Origin of the sequence: Pedobacter gandavensis (assembly GCF_032677645.1) — a bacterium.
GTDB classification, from domain to species: Bacteria; Bacteroidota; Bacteroidia; order Sphingobacteriales; family Sphingobacteriaceae; genus Pedobacter; species Pedobacter gandavensis_A.
This window is the reverse complement of sequence record NZ_JAVTSB010000009.1, coordinates 197,072-222,465: the sequence shown is the minus strand read 5'-3', so window position 1 is coordinate 222,465 and position 25,394 is coordinate 197,072. Positions and strand designations below refer to the sequence as shown.

The 25,394-nt window shown below is 41.0% G+C and carries 20 protein-coding genes and 2 tRNA genes; 11 read left to right on the top strand and 11 right to left on the bottom strand.

The genetic code is table 11. From position 1 onward, the window contains the following. Window positions 1-4 precede the first annotated feature (4 nt). The 7 genes from R2Q66_RS16485 to R2Q66_RS16455 form a co-directional block, all read right to left on the bottom strand. Window positions 5-610, bottom strand: a complete 606-nt coding sequence (locus R2Q66_RS16485; protein WP_316750961.1) for an ankyrin repeat domain-containing protein — start codon at window positions 608-610, stop codon at window positions 5-7. A 139-nt stretch (window positions 611-749) separates the two neighbouring features. Beyond that, window positions 750-1,592, bottom strand: a complete 843-nt coding sequence (locus R2Q66_RS16480) for a helix-turn-helix domain-containing protein (RefSeq protein ID WP_316750959.1) — start codon at window positions 1,590-1,592, stop codon at window positions 750-752. 280 nt (window positions 1,593-1,872) lie between these two features. Next, the gene (locus R2Q66_RS16475; protein WP_316750957.1) at window positions 1,873-2,367 is read right to left on the bottom strand and encodes a GNAT family N-acetyltransferase; all 495 of its coding nucleotides are present in this window, start codon (window positions 2,365-2,367) and stop codon (window positions 1,873-1,875) included. A 1,046-nt stretch (window positions 2,368-3,413) separates the two neighbouring features. Beyond that, window positions 3,414-4,196 carry a hypothetical protein gene (locus tag R2Q66_RS16470; protein ID WP_316750955.1) on the bottom strand — a complete coding sequence of 261 codons (783 nt, stop codon included), beginning with the start codon at window positions 4,194-4,196 and terminating at the stop codon, window positions 3,414-3,416. A gap of 199 nt (window positions 4,197-4,395) precedes the next feature. Continuing rightward, window positions 4,396-4,478 (bottom strand) — tRNA-Tyr (locus tag R2Q66_RS16465). 93 nt (window positions 4,479-4,571) lie between these two features. After that, a tRNA-Ala gene (locus R2Q66_RS16460) sits at window positions 4,572-4,645 on the bottom strand. 139 nt (window positions 4,646-4,784) lie between these two features. Continuing rightward, entirely contained in the window at window positions 4,785-5,444 is a 660-nt protein-coding gene (locus tag R2Q66_RS16455) for a hypothetical protein (RefSeq protein ID WP_316750953.1), read from the bottom strand. A 200-nt stretch (window positions 5,445-5,644) separates the two neighbouring features. Between R2Q66_RS16455 and R2Q66_RS16450 the strand changes: the two genes are divergently transcribed. From R2Q66_RS16450 to R2Q66_RS16405, 10 genes are all read left to right on the top strand, one after another. Continuing rightward, window positions 5,645-5,914: a hypothetical protein gene (locus R2Q66_RS16450; RefSeq protein WP_316750951.1), complete on the top strand. Its 270-nt coding sequence runs from the start codon at window positions 5,645-5,647 to the stop codon at window positions 5,912-5,914. Between the two features lie 38 nt (window positions 5,915-5,952). Then, the gene (locus R2Q66_RS16445; RefSeq protein WP_316750949.1) at window positions 5,953-6,828 is read left to right on the top strand and encodes an AraC family transcriptional regulator; all 876 of its coding nucleotides are present in this window, start codon (window positions 5,953-5,955) and stop codon (window positions 6,826-6,828) included. Between the two features lie 516 nt (window positions 6,829-7,344). Continuing rightward, on the top strand, window positions 7,345-10,365 hold the full coding sequence (locus tag R2Q66_RS16440) for a TonB-dependent receptor (RefSeq protein ID WP_316750947.1): 3,021 nt from the start codon (window positions 7,345-7,347) through the stop codon (window positions 10,363-10,365). A 30-nt stretch (window positions 10,366-10,395) separates the two neighbouring features. Then, complete coding sequence (locus R2Q66_RS16435) at window positions 10,396-12,024, top strand: RagB/SusD family nutrient uptake outer membrane protein (RefSeq protein ID WP_316750945.1); 1,629 nt, start codon at window positions 10,396-10,398, stop codon at window positions 12,022-12,024. A 20-nt stretch (window positions 12,025-12,044) separates the two neighbouring features. Next, window positions 12,045-13,820, top strand: coding sequence for an aryl-sulfate sulfotransferase (locus tag R2Q66_RS16430; RefSeq protein ID WP_316750943.1), 1,776 nt, complete (start codon window positions 12,045-12,047; stop codon window positions 13,818-13,820). Between the two features lie 77 nt (window positions 13,821-13,897). Then, window positions 13,898-14,770, top strand: coding sequence for a hypothetical protein (locus tag R2Q66_RS16425; protein ID WP_316750941.1), 873 nt, complete (start codon window positions 13,898-13,900; stop codon window positions 14,768-14,770). A 21-nt stretch (window positions 14,771-14,791) separates the two neighbouring features. After that, a complete protein-coding gene (locus R2Q66_RS16420; protein ID WP_316750939.1) occupies window positions 14,792-15,613 on the top strand; it encodes a glutaminyl-peptide cyclotransferase in 822 nt (273 codons plus the stop codon). A gap of 435 nt (window positions 15,614-16,048) precedes the next feature. After that, window positions 16,049-19,282 carry a TonB-dependent receptor gene (locus tag R2Q66_RS16415; protein WP_316750937.1) on the top strand — a complete coding sequence of 1,078 codons (3,234 nt, stop codon included), beginning with the start codon at window positions 16,049-16,051 and terminating at the stop codon, window positions 19,280-19,282. Window positions 19,283-19,300: 18 nt separating this feature from the next. After that, window positions 19,301-21,025: a RagB/SusD family nutrient uptake outer membrane protein gene (locus R2Q66_RS16410; protein WP_316750935.1), complete on the top strand. Its 1,725-nt coding sequence runs from the start codon at window positions 19,301-19,303 to the stop codon at window positions 21,023-21,025. A gap of 144 nt (window positions 21,026-21,169) precedes the next feature. Further along, complete coding sequence (locus R2Q66_RS16405) at window positions 21,170-22,486, top strand: DUF3887 domain-containing protein (protein WP_316750932.1); 1,317 nt, start codon at window positions 21,170-21,172, stop codon at window positions 22,484-22,486. A 13-nt stretch (window positions 22,487-22,499) separates the two neighbouring features. Here the strand turns inward: R2Q66_RS16405 and R2Q66_RS16400 are convergent, their stop codons facing one another. Genes R2Q66_RS16400 through R2Q66_RS16385 form a run of 4 tightly spaced genes read right to left on the bottom strand, consistent with a single transcriptional unit; the run spans window position 22,500 to window position 25,027 of the window. Further along, window positions 22,500-22,859, bottom strand: coding sequence for a hypothetical protein (locus tag R2Q66_RS16400; protein ID WP_316750929.1), 360 nt, complete (start codon window positions 22,857-22,859; stop codon window positions 22,500-22,502). Between the two features lie 15 nt (window positions 22,860-22,874). Continuing rightward, window positions 22,875-23,642 carry a hypothetical protein gene (locus R2Q66_RS16395; protein WP_316750927.1) on the bottom strand — a complete coding sequence of 256 codons (768 nt, stop codon included), beginning with the start codon at window positions 23,640-23,642 and terminating at the stop codon, window positions 22,875-22,877. A gap of 3 nt (window positions 23,643-23,645) precedes the next feature. After that, a complete protein-coding gene (locus R2Q66_RS16390) occupies window positions 23,646-24,365 on the bottom strand; it encodes a hypothetical protein (protein ID WP_316750925.1) in 720 nt (239 codons plus the stop codon). Further along, window positions 24,365-25,027 carry a hypothetical protein gene (locus tag R2Q66_RS16385; RefSeq protein ID WP_316750922.1) on the bottom strand — a complete coding sequence of 221 codons (663 nt, stop codon included), beginning with the start codon at window positions 25,025-25,027 and terminating at the stop codon, window positions 24,365-24,367. Before R2Q66_RS16385 ends, R2Q66_RS16390 begins: the two co-directional genes overlap by 1 nt. Window positions 25,028-25,171: 144 nt before the next feature. Here R2Q66_RS16385 and R2Q66_RS16380 point away from each other — a divergent pair, with 144 nt between their 5' ends. Then, window positions 25,172-25,393, top strand: a complete 222-nt coding sequence (locus R2Q66_RS16380) for a helix-turn-helix transcriptional regulator (RefSeq protein WP_316750920.1) — start codon at window positions 25,172-25,174, stop codon at window positions 25,391-25,393. Window position 25,394 lies beyond the last annotated feature (1 nt).

Genomic DNA, 25,394 nt, shown 5'->3' with positions numbered 1-25,394 from the left:
ATACTTATTTTTTAGCAGCGGCTTTTTCCAGAATGGTTATGATCTCTTTAAAGTTTTTCTTTTTAGCATGTTCTAAAGAGGTGATACCATCTTTGTCCTTGATGCTGATATCGCAACCGGCATCAACCAGTAATTGTACGATTTCCACCTGTTTTGCTCCGCCATCGCCTAAGATAACGGCTTCCAATAAGGCCGTCCAGCCTAATCTGTTGATGTGGTCAATAGGGTATTTTTTATCTTTTAGCAACTCCGCCACTACAGCTACATGGCCTTTTTCGCAGGCAGGAATTAAAGCAGATCCGTTATAGCGGTTGAAAACGGTGTAATCGGCTCCTGATTTCACACACAGTTTCACCATCTCCAGATATCCGGAAGCACCGGCATATAAAAACGGACTGTTCAACATACTGTCCTGAGCATTTACATTGGCTCCGGCAGCAATCAGCAACTTCACCATTGGGAGGTGGTTCAGGTACGTAGCAGCCATCAGTGGTGTTTCTCCTTTTTTGTTTTTCAGTTCCAGATCTGGCTTTTTAGCAAGCCAGAGTTCCAATCCAGGGATGTCCTGTCTGGCAATGATCTGGAAGATCTCAGTTGTATTACTAGTCATAGTTTTTTCCTGTGAACAGGCGGTTAAAGTGTTTAAGCTGAAAAACAGCGAAGACAACAATAGGATCATTCGGTATTTCATACACAAATTTATATTTCCAGAAATTAATGGAGCAGGACAGGTTAGCACATCAAGGGTACTAATTATTCATTTTGCGGAATTCCTGAGGAGAAATGTCCGTGTATTTCTTGAAAAACCTCGAAAAGTAGGAAGAATCGTTGAAGCCGAGGGTATAAGCAATCTCTTTAATATCCAGCTGAGTTAAGGTGAGCAGTCTTTTTGCTTCCAGTAAAATCCGGTCTCTGATCAAATCCCCAGCCGTAATTCCGGCCTTTTTCCGACATACCTGATTCAGGTAATTTGGCGTAACGCTCATCTCGCTGGCATAAAATCCAACTTCGCTGTGTTCCGTATAATGCCTTTCTAATAAGGCCAGAAAGTTGTTGATAATGCGATGATCTGGTGCATATTCATGCACATCAAAATTGTCAGAATACCATCTTTTCAGGAGCAAAAGTATCACCTGTAAGCGGGTTTGAATAAGGTCGATATAAAGGTCGTCGCCAATCTCTTCCTCCTTTTCTATCTGTTTCAATTCGGTAATTAAAGCTTCATACTGTTCCGTTTTAAGCGGTAGGTAAGGATCTGCTGATAAATTGAAATAGGGAAAACGCTGACTTCCTGACAACAGGAATTTCATGGAAAACATGAGTTGATAGCCCGAAGTATCATCCGACAATTCCCATTGATGGGCTTGTCCGGGAGCCAGAAAAAACACCATTCGATCCTTCACCTCATGCGCTTTAAAATCTATGGTATGGGTACCGCCTCCTTTTTCAATCAATAAGATCATGTAAAAATCATGCTTATGGGCATGAGGAATAACGGTCATATTGATGGGTTGGTGGTGGACAAGTTTAAAATCCTCCTTAGTATAAGGGAGGTTGAAAATTTGCTCAATGCCTACAGTTGGTAATAGCATCTTAAGGGCCAATGAATGGGATCAGGGAATTTAAAGATATAAATAATTGTAATACGCTTCAGGATTTTGCGCAACTATCTTTTTTGTAGCTAACTTTTATTATCTTTCAGATATCATTAATCAATTTAAATCTGTAAAATACCTTTTAAATGGAAAATAACGCTCTTCTAAACCGCATCCTTAAACATAAAAAAATAACCATTTTCTTGTTGCTTTTAGCTGGTGTTGCCATCTATAAATTTGGGACTGTTATTGGCGCCTTTGCCTATACTGCCCTTAACTAAACGCTAAAACCAGCGGTATAGGTCATTTTATGAATGTGATAACTGCGGTCTTTATGGAGCATAGTCATGGCGCGTTCCGGGCAGAGGATAAACCCAACTGATTCATAACATTTTATTGCGGCATCATTCTTTTCCCAGACGTACAAATCAACTGTACTGCTATGGTAATGTAGCCGGATTTCTTCCAATAGTAAGCCTATAAAGTGGCGTCCTAATCCCTGACTTCTTCTGGAAGGTTCTCCAATAAGTATTCGTGCAAGTCTGGGTGTTCCGCCTTCCTGTGGGATGATCTCGCCAAAGGCAAAAGGAACCTGATCAATCAGATACCCGATATAAAAACAACGATCCGGATGGGAAATCTGGTAATCTTCCAGTTGCTTTCGCGTTAGCGGGAATGAGAAATCTGTTCCTGCAAACTGAAGCAGTAGATCTTCATCAGTTACCCAGGAGGCAATGGTGTCGAAATCGGAACTGATGTAGGATTTAATCATAAGGTCAGCACACTGATTGCGGAGTGCATTAATAATGTCAATTGGATGCTTTGGTAGTTGGTTAGGGGAAAGTAATTATTTTTTGTTCAATATGCAAAGGGTAACTGGATAATGAATATGTTTATAGACTGTTTATCAGGAAATATTCTTACGACATCAGTTTTTTAGGCTGGCTTAATCATCTGTATGAGGATGGCTATATTGGTGTGATACGGATGCTATACTGGTGCTGGTTGACGAAGAGTTGACGTAGGGGTGCTGAGGGGTTGGTGACGGTTGATTAGGGCTTATTCCTGAGCAACTCTTGATCAACCCCTCAGCAATCCTTAATCAACTAGCAGCAGTATAGCTTTGCTATACGAACTGTTTTATACTAAAATACATTTAGAGGCAGGACTTACAGGAGTTTTACTGGTTGCATTGGTATGAAAATTTATATTCTTCATTTGAGATACCGGTCTCTCTAAAAGGAATGTAAGATGTTGAATTCTTTATACTAACGACATTTCCTTTAGCATCTTTTTGGTAAGTAAACTGAATGGTTTCCATTGAATAACTTCATACTCTTTGCCATTGATTTTAGGGATATTACTTTATAAGATTGAGCCAGAGCCTCCCCACCTTCACCCTTTATAAGGTAACAACGCTCGAACTGTCTGTCTACGGATAGATCAAACTGTTTCCTTAAGATCTTGTATCCATTTACCCATTTACCTTTGGAGTTCTGCTTCTTATCGTTTACTGGTTTTACTTTGATAGTATATCCTGAAGTTTACAGGATAAGTACCATCTCTTTTTTTCTTCTCTTATCTAAGACAACTGTTATAGTTACCATAGCTTTCGTTGGTTATGGTTAGATATGATGCTCGATTTGTGCATAGAACATCTGCTTTAAACAAAAAAACTTCCAGATTTCATTGAAATGTTTTTCTATTGGAGTGGGGGGAGAAGGATTCGAACCTTCGAAGTCTTGCGACAACAGAGTTACAGTCTGCCCCATTTGGCCACTCTGGTATCCATCATTTTTTCTTTCTATCAAACTCATTTTACCCGTAAAAACTTTCAAATGAAAGTAGGTAAGTTTCCTCTTCATATTTTATCATGTAATCTGAGTATGAATGTCCAGTATCAATGAGTTCGTAAACTTCAAAGTGTTTTGTTCCAAATAGAGACCAGATCGAATACAATACCCTATTTCTTATTATATCAAGCCAATGGTCATTGATATTAATCTTTGCATTTTTAAAAGATTCTCCTAATATCTCCAATATTTCCTTTAATGTATTAAAGCCAGAAGTCTTTATAGACATTAACTTCTTTGTGAAGTATTCGGGAGTGTTATTTGACCATCTAAAGCAGGTAAGCTCATCATTGAACTTTCCGAATGTATATTTGTGTTCTATGTATTCATCAACAAGGTTATCATAACATCCTGCCATTTCGAGATAATTTCCGATCAACTGTATCTTATAATCTTTGTCAAATGCTTGTCTAAAGTGTAAGGGAACGCTGGGTAGATTGAATTTCGAAAGACCTTTGGCAAATTGGGTAATAAACCAAATTTCATCCCATTCATCAGAGAGATCACTATCATGTAGATTAAAGAAGTTCTCCCAAAACCATTCTTCCGGCAGTAACCTACCATCTTTCTCAATCCAGAACTCTGGTTTACTTTCATCCGTTATTTCAATCTGGCTCTTTCCAAGCATGTCAACGTTATTCGATTCATCTAAAACATAATATATACAGGTGTCGATACCTAGTATTAAATATTCAGTTGGATTAGAGACTGCAGTACCATCCATTAATTGCGTTTGCTTTCCTTTCATAATTCTATAAAAACGTGTATTAACTGTAATTCAGCATTCAATGTACTTTATAATCAGATAGCTTTAATAGATGAGTTTAAATTACTTCGGATTGAATAATGGTATTGTGAGTAGATATCGTGCTCAATGTGTACCGGAAATCTGATTTTAAAACAAAAAAACCTTCCAGTTTTCACTGAAAGGTTTTTTGCTATTGGAGTGGGGGGAGAAGGATTCGAACCTTCGAAGTCTTGCGACAACAGAGTTACAGTCTGTCCCATTTGGCCACTCTGGTATCCCCCCATTTTGTCTTTCTATCAAATAAACGAGAACGTTTATCTTCAGGAACCGACTCAGTATTACTAAAACTTTCAGATCCCTGAACGTTTTTAAGAGTGGAGAATAGCGGAGTCGAACCGCTGACCTCTTGCCTGCCAGGCAAGCGCTCTAGCCAACTGAGCTAATCCCCCTTGTGGCTTGTGGGTGGCAAAAATAGCAATTACTTTGTGTAAAGCAAATTAAAACATATAATGAGCTTAAAAACAGCCCATTATTTTTTTAAGAGTTACCGCGCTTTAGAAATGTGTGTGAAAACCCTGTTAAAAACGACTAAAACTGGCCAGGCGTGATGCCTGCGATATTGAAAAGTCTATCTTGTATTTTAATTATTGGTATGAGTTCGGGGATTAGTTTATCTGTGCCATCATAGAAATGTTTTGGGTACAGACTTTGGAAAGTTCTTTTCGCCTTGTCTGAGATTAGTTCAAAGGTAAACACAAAACCATCCTCCACTGTCGGAAATCCTTTATTTGTGTTAAATCCCCTTTTTATGGCTAATTCGTAAATCTGGTCTCCGGTTATAGTTTTGGCATTGAACAAACCATCTGCTTTTAGTGCTTTGAACTGGTCGGCTATATCGAAAGATTTTAAGGGGAGCATCTTTATTTTCATGGAGGTGGTGATGATGTTTTTCTCCTGTATTCTTTTGATATTAGTAAATGAGATTTTATTAGCCCTCCATTGCTTATTCTTGTAAGTGATTAAAAGCAGGCCTTCACTGTCATTACCTTGGGTCCATGGTTTTACTGCAAACCAGAGTCTTAATTGAAATTCGGGGTGGTCAAGTGTTTTCTTTGGCAGAGACTTGACCAGTGATTCGAAATACCGGTTAATTTGTGGGGCATTTTTGAAATCGAATTTTTCCTGGGCTTTAGACGAAGTAAAGATAAAGGAGAATAATAGGGAGTGCATTAATACTTTCTTCAACATGGTCTTTTGGTTTTACTAATGATGATGATCAAGGCTGAATTCCACAACGATGATGTTAAATTTTATCTTAAACCAAAGGTTAGGGTTTCTATTAGAAGCACTGCTTAATGAGCTCTAAAACATGTCCTAACTATGATAGGAAACTAGATGGTACATTAATTTAGGATTTAAAACATCAATTGCATCTGATTCCAATATTAATGATGGTTAATCCCAGCAATTGGGATTATGATCCAATTGGCATTATAAGCGCTCAATCTGTAACAGGGACGGGATTATTATCAGAAATCTCATCATCATGGGCGGATTTTTTAGGTGGCCAATCTGATGCATTAAGTAATAAGATTTTGAACAGCGAGAACCTTTGTAAAGACAAGCTAAGATTCAATACTTTATTATTGGGTGGTAATATAAAAGCAGGTCTTTTACCTGCTTTTTATCAGATTAACTATGATAATTCCCGAAAATAACTAGCTTAGAATCAGCTAACCAAATAGAGCATAAAAGAATGATGATATCAGATATATACAGGGAAAAATCTCCGCTGTCGGAGAAAGACTGTTTTGTAGTTTTCGACCGCACCAAATCATCATTTACATTTCCAGTGCACGTGCATCCCGAGTATGAATTAAATTTTGTAGAAGGTGCAGCTGGTGCGCAACGTATTGTTGGCGACTCCATCGAGACCATTGGGGATAAAGACCTCGTGTTTATCGCCAACCCCGAATTAAAACACGCCTGGAAAGATGGGGAAGGAATGGCTACCGATATCCATGAAATCACCTTGCAGTTTCATCCCTCGTTAATCGAACAATGTTTAGATAAAAAGCAATTTCAAAGTATTCAGGAACTATTTACCCGTGCGGCCAAAGGCGTTATTTTTGGCGCGGCAACTATCGAACGGATTCTTCCGCTTTTAAGGATCATTACCATGGAAAAAGATGGATTTTACTCCGTGATGAAGTTATTTATCCTCTTGTATGAATTGTCGAAAGGGGAGGATCTGCGGGAACTTTCCAGTGCATCTTCTCCCGAAATGACTACTAATGAAATTATGGTCAATAAATTACACGGCTATATTTCCGGCAATATTTCTAAAATGATTTGCGTTTCGGATGCCGCTGCGGCCTTAAACATGAGCAGATCTACCTTTGCTCGTTTCATAAAATGCAATACGCAAATGAATTTCACAGATTACCTGTTCGATTTCAGGGTGAATATGGCCATGCAAAAGCTAAAAAAATCTACGCCTATTGCGGAGGTCGTTGCACATTGTGGATTCAACAGCATTTCCTATTTCTACCGTGTATTTAAAAAAGCAAAAGGAATTACGCCGGCTGAGTTTCGCGACAGCCATAAGCAACAACAGCAACTCATCATTTAAGTTAAGCTTCCAAACGAATAGGAGCAGTTTTTTGGTAACTGCCATATACTTTGGGTTTTAAAAGGTCTTGATTCTCAGAAATCAAGGCCTTTTTTGCGTAATAGACCGCATCTGAGGGGGAGAAAAGAGCGCAGAGTTCAAGTCTGTTGAGCCAATTGTACAATTTAACAGGGGCTTCCTAAAGGTTAATTGATTGATATTCATGCGTTTAAATAAAGGAGTGTAAGCGCTTTTTAACGTCTTAAATCCAGCCACTTACCAGGTAGACAGCAGCAATTTTAGCGTTATTTCCTCTTTTTGGCCTTGTTTTAAACAATTCAAGCCTAAATAAAGAACGAAAAGTCCAATTCAAATGAGCAGATTATGCAATTTCTCAATTTTCTTTTCGGCTAACTTTATCCTATAAACCAAATCAAATTAAACCGTATGAGACAGCGAAGCTTATCGCCTGTTTGCCGAAAGGCAATTCAGGGATGTCCAGGCCTCGTTCCTTAATAAACCAAATAAAAACCAAATATGAAAAGAATTGTACTAATGCTGTTTCTTGCTACATTAAGCCTGTTTTCATGGGCGCAGCAAGCAATTACTGTGAAAGGCATAGTGAAAGACAAGGAGAATAACCCCTTGTCTGGTGTTTCCGTTGTGATCAAAGGATCTCCGGGTGGCACGATGACCAATACCGAGGGAAATTTCAGCATCAATGCCGCCAAAGGAAAGATACTTGTGTTTTCTTATGTAGGTATGCAGAAGCAAGAAGTTACTGTAGGAAACTCAACGACTATTCAGGTAGTTCTGTCTGCTGATGAACAGTTGGATGAAGTCGTAGTCATCGGTTACGGTACGGTCAAAAGAAAAGACCTGACTGGTGCCATCGCTTCCTTAAGTGGAAAAGAAATGCAGGCCGATGTGGCAAAAACTACCAGCGGTGCCTTACAGGGCCGTATTGCCGGGGTAACCGTTTCCAATGTGAGCGGTCAGCCAGGCGCAGGAATGAGTATTAACATTCGTGGTCTGAGTTCTATCGGTTCCAACACTCCTTTATATGTAATTGATGGAGTATATGGCGATATCAATCAGGTAGATCCTTCAGATATTGCTTCACTGGAAGTCCTGAAAGATGCGGCGGCGGCGGCCATTTATGGTTCCCGTGCAGCAAATGGCGTGGTTTTGATCACTACAAAAGGTGGTAAGAAAAATACGGCAGCAGCCATCAGCACCAGCGTATATACCGGTGTGCAAAAGATTGCTAAAAAACTGGATGTACTCAATGCGCAGGAATGGAAAACGTTTATGAAGCAAAGTGGTTATCTGCCACAAGAAGCCATTAATTTTGAAGGGGAGGGTACCAACTGGCAGGACGAAGTTTACCGTACTGCGCCAATTACAAAGGCAAATTTAGGCATCACCGGAGGTTCAGAAACGAGTACTTATAACGTGTCTGCCGGTTATATCAATCAGAAAGGTATTTTGATCAATTCAGGATATGAAGCCTTTAACGTTCGTACAAAAAACACCTTCTCTTTCTTTAACAACCATTTCCGCGTGGGTAATACCTTGTTATTAACTACTGCCGAGAAAAAAGATAACCGCTTAACAATCACCGATCCATTGCGACAAAACCCATTATTAGCTGTTTATGATCCTACTCAGATCGGTGGCTATGCAGGGATTTCCCCATGGATGAAAAATATGGATAACCCTGTTGGCTATTCTAATCTGTTCGACAATGAGTTGAATAAAACAGATATTTTATTGAACGCTTACGCAGAAGTAGATCTGGGAATTGAAGGATTGAAATACAAACTCAACTTCGGTTACAACAGAAATAACGGACGTAACTATAATTTCAATTCGCCATACAATTTTGGTTCCGGTGCGGTTCAGTCAAAACTTAATGAATCTGCTTATTTTAGCAACCAATGGTTATTAGAACACACTTTACATTTCGACCGTACTTTCGGTAAACATACCGTATCGGCTTTATTAGGCTATTCTGCTCAGGAAAATTCAAACCGTTCTTTCGGTGCCGGTCGTTCCGACATTCCTTTCGGAACCAATTCTATCGGTGCAGGTGCAACTACGCAACAAACTACTTCAGGGTCTTTACAGGAGTATGCTTTAGTTTCTCTTTTTTCGAGGGTAATGTATAGCTATGATTCGAAATATTTATTCTCTGCTTCTGTGCGTAGAGATGGTTCTTCGCGCTTTGCACAAGGACACCGTTATGGCGTATTCCCTTCCGTTGCTTTGGGATGGAATATGATGAATGAGAACTTCTTTGGCGATTTGAAAAACACAATCAATGAGTTAAAACTTCGTGTGAGTTATGGGGTGCTGGGTAACCAGGAGATCGGTAATTATACGACTCAGAATATCAGCAGTAGCGGTATCAACTATATCCAGGGTGGAAAATACTGGATGGGTAGCAATACAGGGGTAACCTGGGTATCTCCGGGAAACCTGACCTGGGAAGAGACTAAAACGAGTAACATCGGATTAGATGGTAGCTTCTTCAATGGCAAGTTGTCACTTACGGCAGATTACTATGTTAAGAAAACAGACGATGTATTGTTAAGTATTGCAATGCCTGGTTCTGCAGGTATCAACGGCAGTCCGACTATGAATGCTGGTGTGATCGAGAATAAAGGTTTTGAATTGTTTTTGAACCATAAAAATACCGTTGGCGAAGTCACTTACAATGTCGGTGTAAACGCATCTACAGTAAAAAATACGGTGAAAGCCATTACAGTTGGTAGTTCAAAACAAGAATTCGGTGGGTACAATCCTCAGGGAGAAGGCACCGTAACCTGGGCAAAAGTAGGTGATCCGATTGGCGCATTCTACCTGATTAAAACCGCTGGTTTATTCCAGTCGGATGAAGAAGCACAAGCCTATAAAACTGCGGGGGGGAAAGTTATTCAGCCAAATGCTAAAGCAGGGGATATCCGCTTTATAGATTTTAATGGTGATGGACAGATTTCAGAAGATGACCGTCAGTATGCAGGTAGTCCGTTCCCGGATTTCAGCTACGGTATCCGTGGTAGTGTGGCTTATAAAGGCTTTGATTTCGCTGTTTTCTTTGATGGTGTGCAAGGCAATAAGATCTATAACTATACCCGTGCACGTATGGAATCGATGAATGAGTTTACCAATTTCGGTTCAAACGTATTGAATGCCTGGACTCCGGACAATAGAAATACAGATGTTCCCCGCTTTACTCAAAAGGATGAAAATTTAAACAGCCGTCGCGTGAGTGACCGTTGGATAGAGGACGGTTCATTTACCCGTTTGAAAACTATTGAACTTGGCTATACTTTTTCTAATGAAGTGGTTAAAAAAATCCATGTCAGAGATTTAAGAGTTTTTGCCTCTATGGATAATGTATTTGTGCGCACTAAGTACAAAGGCTATACCCCGGATCTTGGTCAGAATGATGATCAGAATGGCGGTGGTTCGAGCACCATGTCGAGAGGAACAGACCACGGTCGTTTCCCTTCTTCCAGAACCTTAATCTTTGGCCTTCAACTAAATTTCTAATCCAACAAGGAATTCCTAAAAACAACAAGTATGAAAACGAATATATTGAAACAACTGTCTTTTGTTGCCGTTATGGCGATCTCTATGGGGAGCTGTAAAGAGTCCGAATTTCTGGATCGTGTGAATCCAAACCAGGCAACAGAAAGAACTTTCTGGGTTTCAGAAGCGAATGCACAGGCTGCAATGGCCACTATTTATTCTCCTATCCGCGGACAAATGTATGGCTACTTCGGTGGCTATACCGGTTGGCATACCATGAACCGTGCTGATGATGTCTGGTTTATTTTAGGCGAAGAAATGATCAACTGGCAGCCAGCTACCTATACCAATACCGCCAGTACTGCGGAAAGTGATTTTGGTAGGTTGTATAACACGATCAACCGCGCGAACGTGCTTTTGAAAAATATCAAAAATGTGCCGATGAGCCAGGCAAAAATGGATGAGCTTTCTGCCGAAGCGAGTTTCTTAAGGGGCTATTCTTATTTTCTGCTGGCCACTAATTTTGGAGATGTACCGTTACGTTTAGTTTCTGCGGGTGAGAATGCGGAGGAAATTATGAAAGCCTCTTCTCCGGAAGAATTGGTTTGGAAACAAATTGAAGCAGATTTTAAAGTTGCTAAAGAGTTTTTACCAATTACACGCCCTGCCGGAGAAACCGGAAGGGTAACCAAAGGTGCCGCAATTGCCTATTTAGGGAAATCCTACAATTATAGAAAGATGTACAATGAAGCGGAAGCGGAATTGAGCATCATTATGAAAGCACCTTATAGCTATGATCTGACCACTAAATTCGAGGATAACTTTACCGAAAATACCGAATTAAACAAGGAATCTGTTTTTGAACTGATTTATGATGGTGCTTTTGGAGAAGGCTCTTGGGGTTCGGAAGAAGCAACCAGTACACAAGGTTTTGTAATCCCCAATTTCGTAGGTCCGCAGGGAACCGGTGGTTGGTTTAAATGGATGCCAACAGCATCTATCGTAGCGGATTTTATTGCGGAAGAAAGACCAGCAGGTTCAGATTCGAAATTTGATAAACGGATGTACACCAGTCTTTTTTGGAAACATTCGGATTTTGAAACGGCTACACCGGATGGTGCCTGGTTTGGCAATATGACTTTTGATAAAATCTGGGAAGAATCGGCTACCAAACGACTAAGAGGTGAACCGGATTACCCAATCATCAATGGTGTAAAAGGTCGCTTCCTGATTAAGAAGTTTACCAACTTTTATAAGAATGAGAAAGATGCCAATAGTATGTATAGTCAGAAAAACCAGAATAACAACCTGCGTGTGATGCGCTTTGCAGAAGTGCTGTTATTGCATGCAGAAGCCGCGATTAAAACCGGGAAAACCGGTGATGCTGCCAATGATTTGAAGCGGATCCGCGACCGTGCCGGACTAGCGAATAAAACCTGGGCAGGTGCCGACGATTTATGGAAAGAAGTGATTCATCAGAATGAGCTGGAGTTTTTCTTTGAAGGTCACCGCTTCTTCGACCTGAAACGTTTTTATAACTATAGTGAAATGAAAAAGGTGCTGACGGATAATAAAAAACAAGGCGCCGAGAACTTCCAGGCGAAACATTTTTATCTGCCAATTCCACAGAATGAACTGAATACCAATACTGCTATTCAGCAACATCCATTATGGAGATAAGGATTTTTTTTAAAACAGGAATGCTAGGTTTAGCATTTCTGTTTTTTATAGCCTGTAAAAAAGATCAGGTGCTGCCCTCAGCAGGACAGGAGTTCCAGAATTCACTGGAAGGTATGGTGAATAATGGCATTTTGCTCAACAGCTATACGAAAGAGAAGGAGTACTATGTTTTTCATTTTGAGAAAGGTGATATTACAGTTCCCCAGGCACTGATTTCGACGATTCAGGAGCAACCTGAGCTATGGAAAACAGTGGTCAGTTTTAATGATAAAACCAGCCTTTCCTTACTTTCAAAAGGGGATAAGCTGGATTTTATCCTGAAAGACCGGGAATTAAACCCTTCGGGATATAACCCCTTATCAGCAACAGTGGAAGTATTGTTGCCCGGTAGGGGAAGGATACAGGTGGTTGTACAAGGGAAACTGGGTACTACAGGTACGATTACCCATTTATTTACCGCGTCAAATCCCCGGCAAGTGATCCCTGTATTCGGGCTTTATGCCAATTACAACAATCAGGTAGACCTTATTTTTACAGATATGGAGGGCAAGGAACGGGGCCGTACCCGTGTTCAGATACAAACAGCCGCGCTGGATGTGAAAGCTTTTCCAACCTTCGAAACCATTGTGGCGCAGAAAGATAAAATGGAACCCGGATTAAACCTGGTGAGCTATCCCGGAGAAAGTGAACTGGATGTTTCCTGCCCTTATATGCTGGATGCCGATGGAGAAATCCGTTGGATATTGTTGTTAAAGCAATCGCCCAAACTGCAAAGACTTGCCGCCTCCATTGGGTTAAAACGAATGAAGAATGGGAATTTCCTCAGTGGCGACGGACAGGGAAGTCGGATTGTGGAAATAGATATGTTCGGTAATCTGGTTAACGAATGGGATCTCCGGAAGCTGGGCTATACTTTTCATCATGAGGTAACGGAAGCTGCCAATGGCAATTTCCTGATCACGGTTTCTAAATCTGCCGCCCGTTTGGTCAACGGAAAACCACGTATCAACGACCATATTATAGAATTAAATCCGATATCGGGGATGGTGCTGAAAGAATGGGATTTAGCGAATATGCTGGATAGTTCCCGTTACGACCATAAAGCTGATCTGGCCGGAATAGATTATTCGCAAACACCAGGAAATTGGGCACATAATAATTCTATTGCCACAATGGGCGATGATTTTCTGGCTACGGTACGTTTTCAGGGAATTACATCCTTTACCAGGGGAGGAGCAGTGAAATGGATCATTTCTCCGCATAAAAACTGGAGCACTGCTTATCAGCAATATTTGTTAGCGCCGGTAGATGGCCGTGGAGTGTTAATTACAGACCAAAAAGTGATTTCCGGTGAGCTTGCCCATCCTGATTTCGACTGGTCATGGGGCATGCATACGCCTGTGTGGATGCCTAACGGCAATATCCTGGTTTTTGATAATGGATACAACCGCCATTTTCAGAATCAAACCCTGGGTAGTAGCAGTGGTTACAGCAGGATTGTAGAATATAAGGTAGATGAGGCGAAGCGAACGGTACAGCAGGTATGGGCATACGGAGAAAGCAGAGGGGAAAAAGGTTTTTCTGCGGCACTTTCCGGGGTGCAGTATTTGCCGAAAACTGGTCATGTGATGTTTTGTCCGGGTATGGGCGTGACGACCAATAAGGGTTTAGGTGGCCGGATTGTAGAGCTTGATCCTAAAACAAAGGAGGTGATTTATGATCTGGAAATTACTGCGCCTAGTGTCTCCGCTTTTCATCGCGTCACACGGATGGCCATGTACCCCGATAATAAGTAACGATGCTATGATTTGCTGCTGCTTTTGGATTTGATATATCAGATTTGTACAATACCTTACAGGCAGAAAAAATAATCATGCTGAAATTAATTGTAAGGGCTTGCGTACTAATCATTGTATTTGTTTCCAATAGTATGGCGCAAGGACCAGAAAAGGTCGTCAATGAAAAACTATTTGGGAAAGATTGCTATTATTTGCCCGAAATGCCGGCAACGTCGGTGATCAAAGGAGTGTTGGTATTGGTTCCCGGATTTGGAGAACATCCTTATTCGGTAACCGCCCAAACTTCCATCGTACAAGAAGCCCTGAAAAAAGATATTGCAGTGATCATGCCGGCTTTATCGCCAAAAAGCGACAAGTTTAGCATTACTGAAGCCGCAACCAACAGACTCGGGCAGATGATCATCCATTTCTATGCTGTAAATAAGTTAAAAGCCACTGTGCCCTTATATCTGGGTGGATTTTCTATCGGAGGAACCACCGTAATCGCTTATTATACACACCAGCAAAAGAATCAGGGAAAGGCTTTTCCTATTCCTAAGAAAATCTTTGCCATAGATCCGCCATTGGATATGAACAGGATGTACCAGTCGTTCTCGCGGTTGGGAGAACAGCTGTTGATCAAAGAAATAGAATCTTTAAATAATACCAACTCTATTTATACGCCTGGTATGGATTTTAAACAATTACCGGATTATAAAACCACGGCCTTGCGTTTGTATGCAGAACCTGATATACTTTGGTGGATAAAAAACAGGGGGCTTGATTACTCCGATATCAATGTCGTAGATGAAGCGGGGTATGTGAATCGCTTATTGAAAAAGGATAAAGAAAATCAGGTGGAATTGATCCTCACAAATGATCGTGGCTATAGATACGGAGGACAAAGACATCCGCATGCCTGGAGTTTGGCAGAGCCGGTAGAACTAATCTCCTGGCTTACCTTATAAATTATCTATATCTTTCCTACGATGAAAAGAACATTCGCCTGTGGCTTACTATTGGTTGTGATGATCGGTTGCCGGAATAACCAGCAAGCCGGGGCTGTGAGAAATGAAGCGCAGCAAAATGGAACGATGTCTGTCATCAGCCATTATGTGACCAATAGTTTTCCACATGATAACTCTTTATTTACGGAGGGTTTCTTGTTTCACCGCGGTCGGTTGATGGAAAGTACCGGTGCCCCGCTCGAATTGGTTAATACCCGCAGTTTAATCGGTATACAAAACCTGTCCACAGGAAAGCTGGAAATTAAGGTAGCGCTGGACAAATCGAAATATTTTGGGGAAGGGATTGCCGTTTTAAAAAACAAATTATACCAGCTGACTTATAAAAATCAACTGGGTTTCATCTATGATGCGACCACTTTCAAAAAGATATCGGAATTCAGGTATGCGAATTTAGAAGGCTGGGGCCTCACTACCGATGATAAAAGCTTAATTATGAGTGATGGAACTGATAACCTGACTTATATCAGCCCGAATACCATGTCGCCTTTAAAGACCATCTCCGTTAGTGAAAACGGACAACCACTAACGCAGCTCAATGAACTGGAATTTATCAAAGGTTATATCTATGCCAATGTATATGGGACTAATTTTATCGTTAAAATAGACCCTTCCACTGGGGATGTGGTAGGTAAATTAGACCTGACTAAAGTTTGCATCAGCGAGCAAAATATGAATCGTGGCGCTTTGGAAATGAATGGGATCGCTTACGACCCGATTGCCGATAAGGTTTATATTACCGGTAAATTATGGGCGCATATCTATGAAATTGACTTCAACAAATAAGTGTTTATTATTTTGCCAATTATATTGAATCAGAAACCAGAGCTGCGGATTTCGAATCCTCAAGAACAGAGATTACTTTTCAGATTCTGGATACCTTAGGGGCTTTTAAAAAAATAGAAATAAAGGGGAAATTGTTAACAAAAAGAAATGATTTCGACTTAAAAAGAGAATAGACGATTGAAATTAAACCTAATTAGAATATTTATCGTGATGCCCTTCTTCCGGAAGGGCATTTTCATTTTAAAGTAAAAATTTTGTAAAATAAATATCACTAAGTCCTTGTGTGTTAAATACACTATCTGTATATTGGATTATCAACATTTTTATGAACGTGGCAAAATGTTGGCTAAACAATCTTAATTTTTACTAAATCCTAAAGCCTATGTAGTGAAACATTAACTAACCTGACTATTAACTATCCTAACCAAATATCTTATGTTTAAAAACAAACTAAATCTCAAAAGGAGGTCTCTCCTTTTGCTGGCTTGCCTGTTCCTTTCCTTCGGAGTCAGCGCGCAAGTCAAAGTCACTGGTAAAGTTACCAGCAGTGACGACAAGCTCCCGATTATAGGAGCAACAGTGAAAGTTAAAAACACGACCCAGGGGACGCTGACCGATCCCAATGGCGCTTTTGCACTCCAGGTCAAACCTACAGACATCCTTTCTATTTCCTTTGTAGGCTATATTACCAAAGAAATTCTAGTTGGTAATAAAACCATTATTAATGTTGTATTGAATCCAGATGCCAGTAACCTAAACGAGATTGTGGTTACGGGTTATACCAGTCAGCGGAAAAAAGACCTGACCGGTGCAGTCTCTGTGGTTAATATATCCCAGTTAAAAGAACAACCCGCAGCAAGTGCAGTGGAAGCTTTGCAAGGTAAAGCACCAGGTGTTCAGATTATCAATGACGGTGCCCCGGGTTCTACCCCGCAGATCCGTATCCGTGGTACAACTACTATTGGTAACAATGATCCGCTATATGTGATCGACGGGGTGCCTTATGAAGGAAAACTCAGTTGGTTAAACCAGAACGATATAGAATCTATGCAGGTGTTAAAAGACGCTTCTTCTGCCTCAATATATGGTTCAAGAGCAAATAACGGTGTCGTGATCATTACCACCAAAAAAGGGGTAGTAGGTCCGCCACGTATTACTTTCGATACTTATTACGGTCGTCAGGCCCCAAGAAAGGGAACGTTCCCGGAAATGTTAAATCCAATGCAGTACGCAGAATACATGTTTGCGGCCTATAAAAATGCAGGACAACCAGTTGAAGCAGGTGCCAATTACGGTAGCGGCGCAACACCAACACTTCCGGAATACCTGGTTGCAGGAGAAAAATTCGGACAATTAGTAACCGCAGCAGATGCCAATCCGGCTTTGTATAATTATAGCAGAGATCCGAAAACCTTTTATCAGATTACGAAAGCAAATCAGGAAGGAACCCGATGGTTTGACGAGATCACCCAAAATGCACCGATCCAAAATTACCAGTTAAGTGCTGCCGGTGGTGGAGAGAATGCAACGTATAGTTTCTCTGCTGGACACCTCAACCAGGAGGGTACGATTAAACATACAGGCTTTAAACGTTATAATGTCCGTGCAAATACCAGCTTTTCAGCGCTGGATAAAAAACTCCGATTCGGAGAAAACCTGCAATATTCTTACTCTGAAGGTTTCGGTGTTGGGGTAAATCCTAATGTTGCTGGTGACTATCAGGATGAAGGTAGTCCGATTGGCTGGGCATACCGGATGAATACCATCATTCCGGTATACGATATCAAGGGTAATTTTGCAGGTAGCCGCGGCAGTCAGCTGGGTAACTCTGAAAACCCACTGGCTACTTTATACCGTGCTAAAGACAATGTGAATAAAAGTAACTTCTTCTTCGGAAATCTTTTTGCGGAATTAGACCTTGCTGAAGGCCTGACAGCTAAAACCAGTTTTGGTCTTCGCTATGAGAACTATAACGGGATGAGCATGCGCTACCCTAATCTGGAATTCTCAGAAGGGAATAACTCTAATAACCTGAACGAATATCAGGGCTATAACAGCGAGTGGACCTGGACAAATACCTTAACCTATAGCAAAGTATTTGCAGAAAAACACCGTTTGAACCTGCTGTTAGGTACGGAAGCGATCAGCTCCAGAAACCGTCAGTTAAATGCCGGACGTAATGAATTCTTCCTGCTTGGAGATTTGGATTATTATTACCTGAATGGAGGTACTGCCAATATCAGCAATGCGAGTACAGGTTCTGTAGGTAGTTTGTTCTCCATTTTTGGACGTGCAGATTATTCCTTCAACGACCGCTATCTGGCCAGTGTAACCCTTCGTAGAGATGGATCTTCTAACTTCGGACCGGAAAATAAATATGGTTATTTCCCTGCAGGAAGTGTAGCCTGGAGACTTTCTGAAGAAGGATTCCTTAAAGATAAAGTGAAATGGATTGAAGATTTGAAACTAAGAGTGGGTTATGGGGAAACCGGAAATCAACGGATTTCTTCTAATCAATACCTGAACAGATTCCAATCGTCCTTAATCAATTCGGCCTATGGCCTGGGTGGTGGAAATGCAGTATCCACCGGGGTATGGCAAAATGCTTATGCAAATCCTGGCATCAAATGGGAATCTTTAAGCTCGATCAATGTGGGTATGGATTTTACGTTATTTAATGCTACAATTGACGGTTCCGTAGATTGGTACAACAAGAAAACCAGCGATATGCTTTTTACCGTGCCATTGCCTGTTACAGGAGTGGGTATGGGTGCCTCTCCGTTTGTGAATGCAGGAGATATGAGCAACAAAGGTATCGAGTTGAATGTGGCTTATCATTATGGAAAAGTTGACAATAAACCTTTTAAATTTGATGTAGGTGTAAACTTCTCTAAGAACACCAATAAAATCGAAAAACTAGCGCCGGGAATTACAGAGCAATTGTACGGTACATTCAGAAGCTTAACAACGAGTATCCTTAAGGAAGGTTCGCCATTTGGCTCTTTCTATGGCTATGATGTTGTGGGTATTTACCAGAGTGCTGCTGATGTGAGTCAAAGTGCATCGTATACGGACGCCAGAGTTGGTGGATTGAAATTCAGAGATGTAAATGGTGATGGTATTATTTCACCTTTAGACCGTACCATTATCGGGAACCCAAATCCGGATTTCATGTACGCACTGAGCTTAAATGCTTCTTATAAAAACTTCGATATCTCGATGTTCTTTAATGGGGTGCAGGGAATTGATTTGTATGAAGCTACCAGATATTTCACTGACTTCTCCACCTTTACCGGTGCAAAAAGCGCGAGAATGCTGGATGCCTGGAGTCCTACCAATACGGGTAGCATGATTCCATCACCAAACATCAAAGCCAGTGATTTTGAATATGCTTCTTCCAGTTATTACATACAGGATGGTAGTTATTTACGTATGAAAAATCTTCAAATCGGCTATTCTTTGCCTGTTGATAAAGTATTTGGACCTAAATGGGGCGTAAACAAATTGAGGATTTATGCAAGTGCAACGAATCTGTTTACCATTACCAAATACACAGGACTTGATCCGGAAGTGAGTCAGGAAACAGAAACCTATTCTGCACTAGGGGTAGACAGGGGGATTTATCCAAGTCCACGTCAGTTTCTGTTAGGTTTAAGTGTAGGCTTTTAATGATTAAATATGAAACGTATGAAAAAGATTAACTATATCATATTCGCAATGGCTGTGCTTATCGCAACAGGTTGCAGTAAGTCCTTTTTAGATAAGAATCCCCAAGGGGAATTAACGGCTCCTCAATTGACTACACAAGATGGTGTAGAAGGATTGTTGACAGGTGCATATGCCTTGTTAAATGGGAATGTAAATGGGACTTTCGGTAACTATGGGGCCGCACCGAGTCAGTGGTTATTGGGAGAAGTTACTTCTGATAATGCACATAAAGGAAGCGAGAACGGGGATCAGCCCAATATGAATTTATTGGAAAGACATTCGCCGACGAGTACCAATGACAATTTAGAAAATGTCTGGAATCGCTGCTTTGAAGGTATTGCACGTTGTAATAATACTTTAAGGTTTCTTGCCCTGGTACAGGCTACGGAGAAAAAATTCCCTGATGCCAGAGCTAATGAGCTTACTGCTGAAGCCAGATTATTACGCGCACACTATAATTTCTTCCTGGTGAGGATCTTTAAAAATGTGCCTTTAATTACAGAAGCAACCACTGAACTGGCTGTAGACAATATGAAGGATATTTACCCTGCAATTGTAGAGGACCTGAAATTTGCGGTAGCCAATCTTACCCCTGCTTTTCCTAAAGGACAAATAGGACGCATGAATCAGATTGCTGCAAAGGCTTATTTAGGAAAAGTTTACTTGTATCAAAAGAAATATGGGGAGGCTTTACCTTTATTTAATGATGTGATCGCGGCCAGACCTGGCATTGAAACCATCCCTTATACCGATAATTTTAATGTCAATAAAGAGAACGGCCCGGAAGCAATTTTTGCAGTGCAACATTCTGTAGGTGCTGATGGTACGGGTGGCGACAATGGTAATGTGGGCGATATTCTTAATTTCCCATATAACAGTGGTTTGCCGATCACCTGCTGCGGTTTCTTCCAGCCTTCTATTGACCTGGCGAACTCTTTTAAAGTAACTCCTGCCGGATTACCTTTTCTGGGTGCTGTAGTTCCCGGTGAAGTTTATATTTCTGATCGTGGGTTGACAAAAGAGGAAAAGGCAGCTTATGAAGTGGATGTCGAAATCCCTTTTGATCCACGTATTGATTATACATTGGGTAGAAGAGGGGTGCCTTACCTGGATTGGGGTATTATGGCAGGTGATACCTGGATTAGGGATGCTGCCAATGGCGGTCCTTTCCTTGCCATAAAAAATGTAATTAATGCGGCTGATGTTCCGGCCAATACCGGTCCTGGAAATACAAATGTGACCGGCCTAAATGTGAATATTATCCGCCTTGCGGATGTATACCTGATGGCCGCAGAATGTGAAGTAGAAGTGGGTACTGTGGGAAATGCCATGATATTAGTGAATAGGATCAGGGCAAGGGCCGCACTATTACCTAAGAAAAAGGTAACTCTGGTTAAGGAAGGTCTGGTGGATGCCGCAGTCTATCGCGTGAATCCTTACCTTGTTTTTCCGGATCAGGTTTATGCGCGTAACGCGGTTCGTGCCGAACGTCGCCTGGAACTGGCCCTGGAAGGTCACCGTTTTTATGATTTAGTGAGATGGGGCATTGCGAAACAAACGTTGAATGATTATTTCAAATCTGAAGGTAAGTATTTTTCTTATCTGGCGCCTGTAACCATGGAAGATCGGGATGAATATTTCCCGATTCCTCAAACTCAGATAGATCGTAGTAAAGGTATATTGAAGCAAAATCCAGGCTATTAAATCCCCTTGATTTTGTGTTTAAACCGGGTGTTCATACGATATGAACACCCGGTTTTTTTTTGAATTAGAAATCCTCGAAAGGGAATCAAATAATGCTAACTTTGGTTTAGAACCAATTAAGTAAAACACAATCCATACCACTACATGAAGAAAGTTATTTTATTATTTTTTGTCCTGCTGATCTCGGTTGCCGGGTTTTCACAAGGCATATTGTCGCTGTTTTCACGTTCCGAAGATTTCTTGAAAACTATGGAACAGGAAAAGTTTCCGGAAGCTCAGGGCTTTTTTGATGTGAGTGTACAGTCTAAAATCTCTGCGGAAAACCTGAAAACAATCTGGGGCACATTAACCACCAACTATGGCAAGTATGTAGGTATGGATGTGGTGCAAAGTAAATCAGAAGGCGAATTTTTTACCGTATCCGTTGATGCGGAATTTGAAAAAGGAACCCAGGGTTTCCTGCTGGTTTACAATAAAGCAGAGAAATTAGTAGGGTTATTCCCAAGACAGTTGAAAAAAGTAACCCCTTATACCAAACCTGCTTATGTGGATACTGCCGCTTATAAAGAAAAGGAGATTTATATTGAAACGCCCGGACATAGTCTGGTGGGTTTGTTAACAACACCTGCTACGGGTAGTAATTTCCCGCTTGTGGTGCTATTGCACGGTTCCGGACCAAGCGATATGGACGAGACTGTTGGTCCTAATAAGCCTTTCAAAGACCTTGCCGGTGGTTTAGCCAGTAAAGGGATTGCGAGTATCCGTTATGTAAAAAGAACCCTGGCTTATCCAGGTGAATTTAACAAAGTCTTTACGGTAAAAGAAGAGGTATTGGACGATGCACTTGCGGCAATCGCCTTAGCGAAAACCATTCCTGGTGTGGATAAGAATAAGATCTTTTTATTCGGGCACAGTTTAGGCGGTATGCTGGCACCAAAACTGGCGCTGATGGCACCGGAATTAAAAGGAATCGTACTTGCCGCAGCTCCTGCAAGAACCTTAACGGATATTATCGAGGAACAAAATAAATATGCCGTTGAACAGGCAAAGGATACTACTGGTAACCTACAAAAACAACTGGTAGAAGTGTTGAAAGAAACTGCAAAAACCAGATTTAAGACAATCGGTAAAATGAAGCCGGATTCAGTATTATTGGGTTTACCAGCTTCGTATTGGGCAGACCTCAATCAGTATGATCAGGTGGCAACAGCTAAAAAACTGACTAAGCAAAAGATTTTTGTAGCTCAGGGTGCTTTTGATTTCCAGGTTTCTACACAGGATTTCGACCTTTGGAAAGCTGGATTAGGCAAAAAAGGCAATGTGACCCTGAAGTTGTACCCGGATTTAAATCACTTGTTTATCCCTCAGACGGAGAAAGGAAATATGGCACAATATGGCATACCAGGTAGTGTTTCCGGAACGCTTGTGGATGATTTAGCGAATTGGATTAAAGCAAAATAATAAAAAAAGGGGGTTAGGCCCCCCTTTTTTCCATGATCTGCTTGTGCCAGTTCTTCATTACTTTACGCCCGGCAGTCTCCGCTTTTTTGGAGTTTTGATGGCCATTCTCCAATTCTTTGAATACCACCTCCGCCATTTGATTCATAAAAGGTTCATGCATCGGCATATCTGCCTCATTATCCTGTCCATATTTGCCAAGGTAATACAGGAAGAATAGCGTAGCCCAACGCTCATCGCCGTCTGGCTGACTGTAATAAAAGGGAAAAGAAACCTGGTTCACGAATTCCTGAAGCAGGGCCTGAGGCGCCACTTTGAAGAGGTCGCAGAGTACACTAAAGTCTTCCGTAGGATTAATGGTTACATTCATTTTCATAGTTTATGGATTTGGTTATTTTTTGAGCGTATTTTGAGTGTCAGTGGCTTTGAGTAGCTGCTGATAATATCGGTAATAGAGCTCCCGGTATTTTTCTACCCGTTTCCCGAAGCTTCTGATGATAAATAGCCAGAGGTGTAATTCCTGTATCTCGTCTATAAATTGCACCTGTAAATGTCGGTGAGCACTGATGCTGGGCTTCTCCTCGTAGATATTCAGCGCCTTTTGAAAAAAGCCCATCGCCTGGTTTTCTGGTTTCTTTTTTAGTTCGAAATTAGCATGAGTTTCGGGCAAGGAAATCTGCGACATAAAGTGCTCCAGGTATTCTTCCGGTGTACAGTTGTGGATTTCGCATAACAGACAGAAATCCATTTTAAGTTGTAAAGTAATCCCTTCATCTAGTATTATGGTGGTTTCTTTAGTATTCGTCCGCTCCATTATCTGGTAGATTTTTTTCACGACAGGCACACACAGTTTTCTTTTTTTTGTAGGTGTTAGTTCGCGTGTAATGGCAATCCGGATGACCTCTTTGATGTATTTCAAAATCTTTTCCCGCTGTTTTAAGAAGGAGGTGCTGTGCGCTCTACATAAAGAAAGGGAATATATTATCACCGTATTGGTTGCAGAACGGTAAATGTCATCAGATTTCTGGCTCAATGAATCATAAAATGAAACATGGTCAATGAAAAGCTGGAGGACTTCCGATAGTTGTAAATCATAGGTTGCACAGGCAATCTTAAATTCCAATGGAATAGGGACTAAGGTTGTTGGTGTCATTTTCATGGTTTAAGTGGTTAGTTCATCGAGTTTTTTTATTCCTGCAATTCCAGCCTCGTAAAGAAAGTCTTTACAGAGCTGATGGATGGCCAGCATTTCTTCACGTTTGATGGTCAGGCGGGAATCATGTTTGTAGGGGTGTTCACTTTTATAAAGTAATTGATAAAGTGCCTGGTGTTTGGGCTCTTGCCGCTGCACTTGTAAATAATGATCGGGCCAATGGCTCTTACAGAGATCCAGCAGCTCAGGTAGCAGCAGGTTTTTGGGTTCGTATCCGCCGGAATAAAGACGGATGACTGCGATACATACCTGCGAAATACATTGCGAAAAAAGGGTGGTGCTGACTTCCGGTTGTCTGGCATGAAGCAGACTTTCTCCGGCTTTAATTAAGGCCTTTGCCCGGTTCATCCGGTTATAGTAATTGACTTTGGTTAAGATAAGATCCTCTGCCGGAGCAGTTATAATTTTAATGGTGGTATGGAGGTTTGAAATGCCAATCAGGTCTTCCGCAAGCGTGATGACGGATAACAGTCCTTTATGCCCTTGAAGGGGGTGGTAAACGCTGGTCAGGATTTCTTCCATATTGATTTCAGTGTCGTTATTCACAATGACGGTTGCATAATGGGTGTCGCAGCCATTGATATGAACGGTGTATAAATAAATCTTATCTGCGTTGATCTTGTTGATAATACTTTGAACAACTAAAATTCTTTGGCCCGGCACTACCATCACTCAAATACTTTTTCATACATACAACCATTGTCTTTGGACTTGATCCTTTTCAGTTTTGGAAATTCCTTCTTCTTTGTTAGGGTCTGTAATGCCGTTTGCAGGTGTCTTGGCGCTACCGTATCCGATAAGGTATTGCGGCATTTCTGGAAAATCTGGAGTGGCGATTGTGGCGTGTAAAACATCCTGCCCTCAAAAAGTACGTTGAGCATGGCTGCAACTTCGGCCTCATTTTCCATTTCTGTGGTCTTGAGACTGCCATGTCCCATATTACTCTCTACCAGATGGAAGATTTGTGTCTCTGTACCATCTTCTTCCATGCGGCACATTCTGACTGCTGTTTTAACCGGATCGCTGATTTTTGTCAGTTGATAACTGGCCGTGGCCTTTTGATGTTCGAAGTTGGAAATTATACCATTCAATGATTTTTCTTCCACCGCATGGCGAAAACAATGCATGTCTTCAAAAGAGAAACCAATACTATCGAGTTCCTCTTTTTGCTTCATATAATCATTGGTGTATCCCATTAAAAAGGAAACTTCTGAGGTGCTGTAACCTTTAGCTATTCTTTTTACCATAAAACTGTATAGCATGCCTACATTTACGGAGGAAAGTGTAGCCCGGGAAATCAGGGGACTGGTGTCGTTGTTCTTCTTTTTCATACAAATAGGTTATAAAATGCATTACTAGTATAGAATATCAATACAAACGTATGTATAATCTATGTAATTAACCAGTTAGAATTCAGATTATCTTTCTCATTTATATATTTATCTATACTTATTGTAAGAAAAAACATACTTATCATGACCAAATTGGGATATTATTTAGCTAAGAGATCGGTGAATAAATCGCTTGTTGCTAAAAGAACCGGCTTAACAAAAGCAAGGATGAACGAGCTCACTTTGACGGAAACAGCCAAACTAAGGGCAGACGAGTTGTATCTTATTGCGCTGGCGATCAATGTGAACCCCTGCGAAATGCTTGGCGATATTTGTGAAGGATTAACATTGCTGTCGGAAAGTTAAA

Coding starts and splice junctions, on each gene's coding strand:
- R2Q66_RS16450 (WP_316750951.1), top strand. CDS start 5,645: ATGATGGTTAATCCCAGCAATTGGGATTATGATCCAATTGGCATTATA.
- R2Q66_RS16395 (WP_316750927.1), bottom strand. CDS start 23,642: ATGAAAATGACACCAACAACCTTAGTCCCTATTCCATTGGAATTTAAG.
- R2Q66_RS16400 (WP_316750929.1), bottom strand. CDS start 22,859: ATGAAAATGAATGTAACCATTAATCCTACGGAAGACTTTAGTGTACTC.
- R2Q66_RS16440 (WP_316750947.1), top strand. CDS start 7,345: ATGAAAAGAATTGTACTAATGCTGTTTCTTGCTACATTAAGCCTGTTT.
- R2Q66_RS16455 (WP_316750953.1), bottom strand. CDS start 5,444: ATGTTGAAGAAAGTATTAATGCACTCCCTATTATTCTCCTTTATCTTT.
- R2Q66_RS16445 (WP_316750949.1), top strand. CDS start 5,953: ATGATGATATCAGATATATACAGGGAAAAATCTCCGCTGTCGGAGAAA.
- R2Q66_RS16425 (WP_316750941.1), top strand. CDS start 13,898: ATGCTGAAATTAATTGTAAGGGCTTGCGTACTAATCATTGTATTTGTT.
- R2Q66_RS16420 (WP_316750939.1), top strand. CDS start 14,792: ATGAAAAGAACATTCGCCTGTGGCTTACTATTGGTTGTGATGATCGGT.
- R2Q66_RS16480 (WP_316750959.1), bottom strand. CDS start 1,592: ATGCTATTACCAACTGTAGGCATTGAGCAAATTTTCAACCTCCCTTAT.
- R2Q66_RS16390 (WP_316750925.1), bottom strand. CDS start 24,365: ATGGTAGTGCCGGGCCAAAGAATTTTAGTTGTTCAAAGTATTATCAAC.
- R2Q66_RS16380 (WP_316750920.1), top strand. CDS start 25,172: ATGACCAAATTGGGATATTATTTAGCTAAGAGATCGGTGAATAAATCG.
- R2Q66_RS16385 (WP_316750922.1), bottom strand. CDS start 25,027: ATGAAAAAGAAGAACAACGACACCAGTCCCCTGATTTCCCGGGCTACA.
- R2Q66_RS16470 (WP_316750955.1), bottom strand. CDS start 4,196: ATGAAAGGAAAGCAAACGCAATTAATGGATGGTACTGCAGTCTCTAAT.
- R2Q66_RS16430 (WP_316750943.1), top strand. CDS start 12,045: ATGCTAGGTTTAGCATTTCTGTTTTTTATAGCCTGTAAAAAAGATCAG.
- R2Q66_RS16405 (WP_316750932.1), top strand. CDS start 21,170: ATGAAGAAAGTTATTTTATTATTTTTTGTCCTGCTGATCTCGGTTGCC.
- R2Q66_RS16485 (WP_316750961.1), bottom strand. CDS start 610: ATGACTAGTAATACAACTGAGATCTTCCAGATCATTGCCAGACAGGAC.
- R2Q66_RS16415 (WP_316750937.1), top strand. CDS start 16,049: ATGTTTAAAAACAAACTAAATCTCAAAAGGAGGTCTCTCCTTTTGCTG.
- R2Q66_RS16435 (WP_316750945.1), top strand. CDS start 10,396: ATGAAAACGAATATATTGAAACAACTGTCTTTTGTTGCCGTTATGGCG.
- R2Q66_RS16475 (WP_316750957.1), bottom strand. CDS start 2,367: ATGATTAAATCCTACATCAGTTCCGATTTCGACACCATTGCCTCCTGG.
- R2Q66_RS16410 (WP_316750935.1), top strand. CDS start 19,301: ATGAAAAAGATTAACTATATCATATTCGCAATGGCTGTGCTTATCGCA.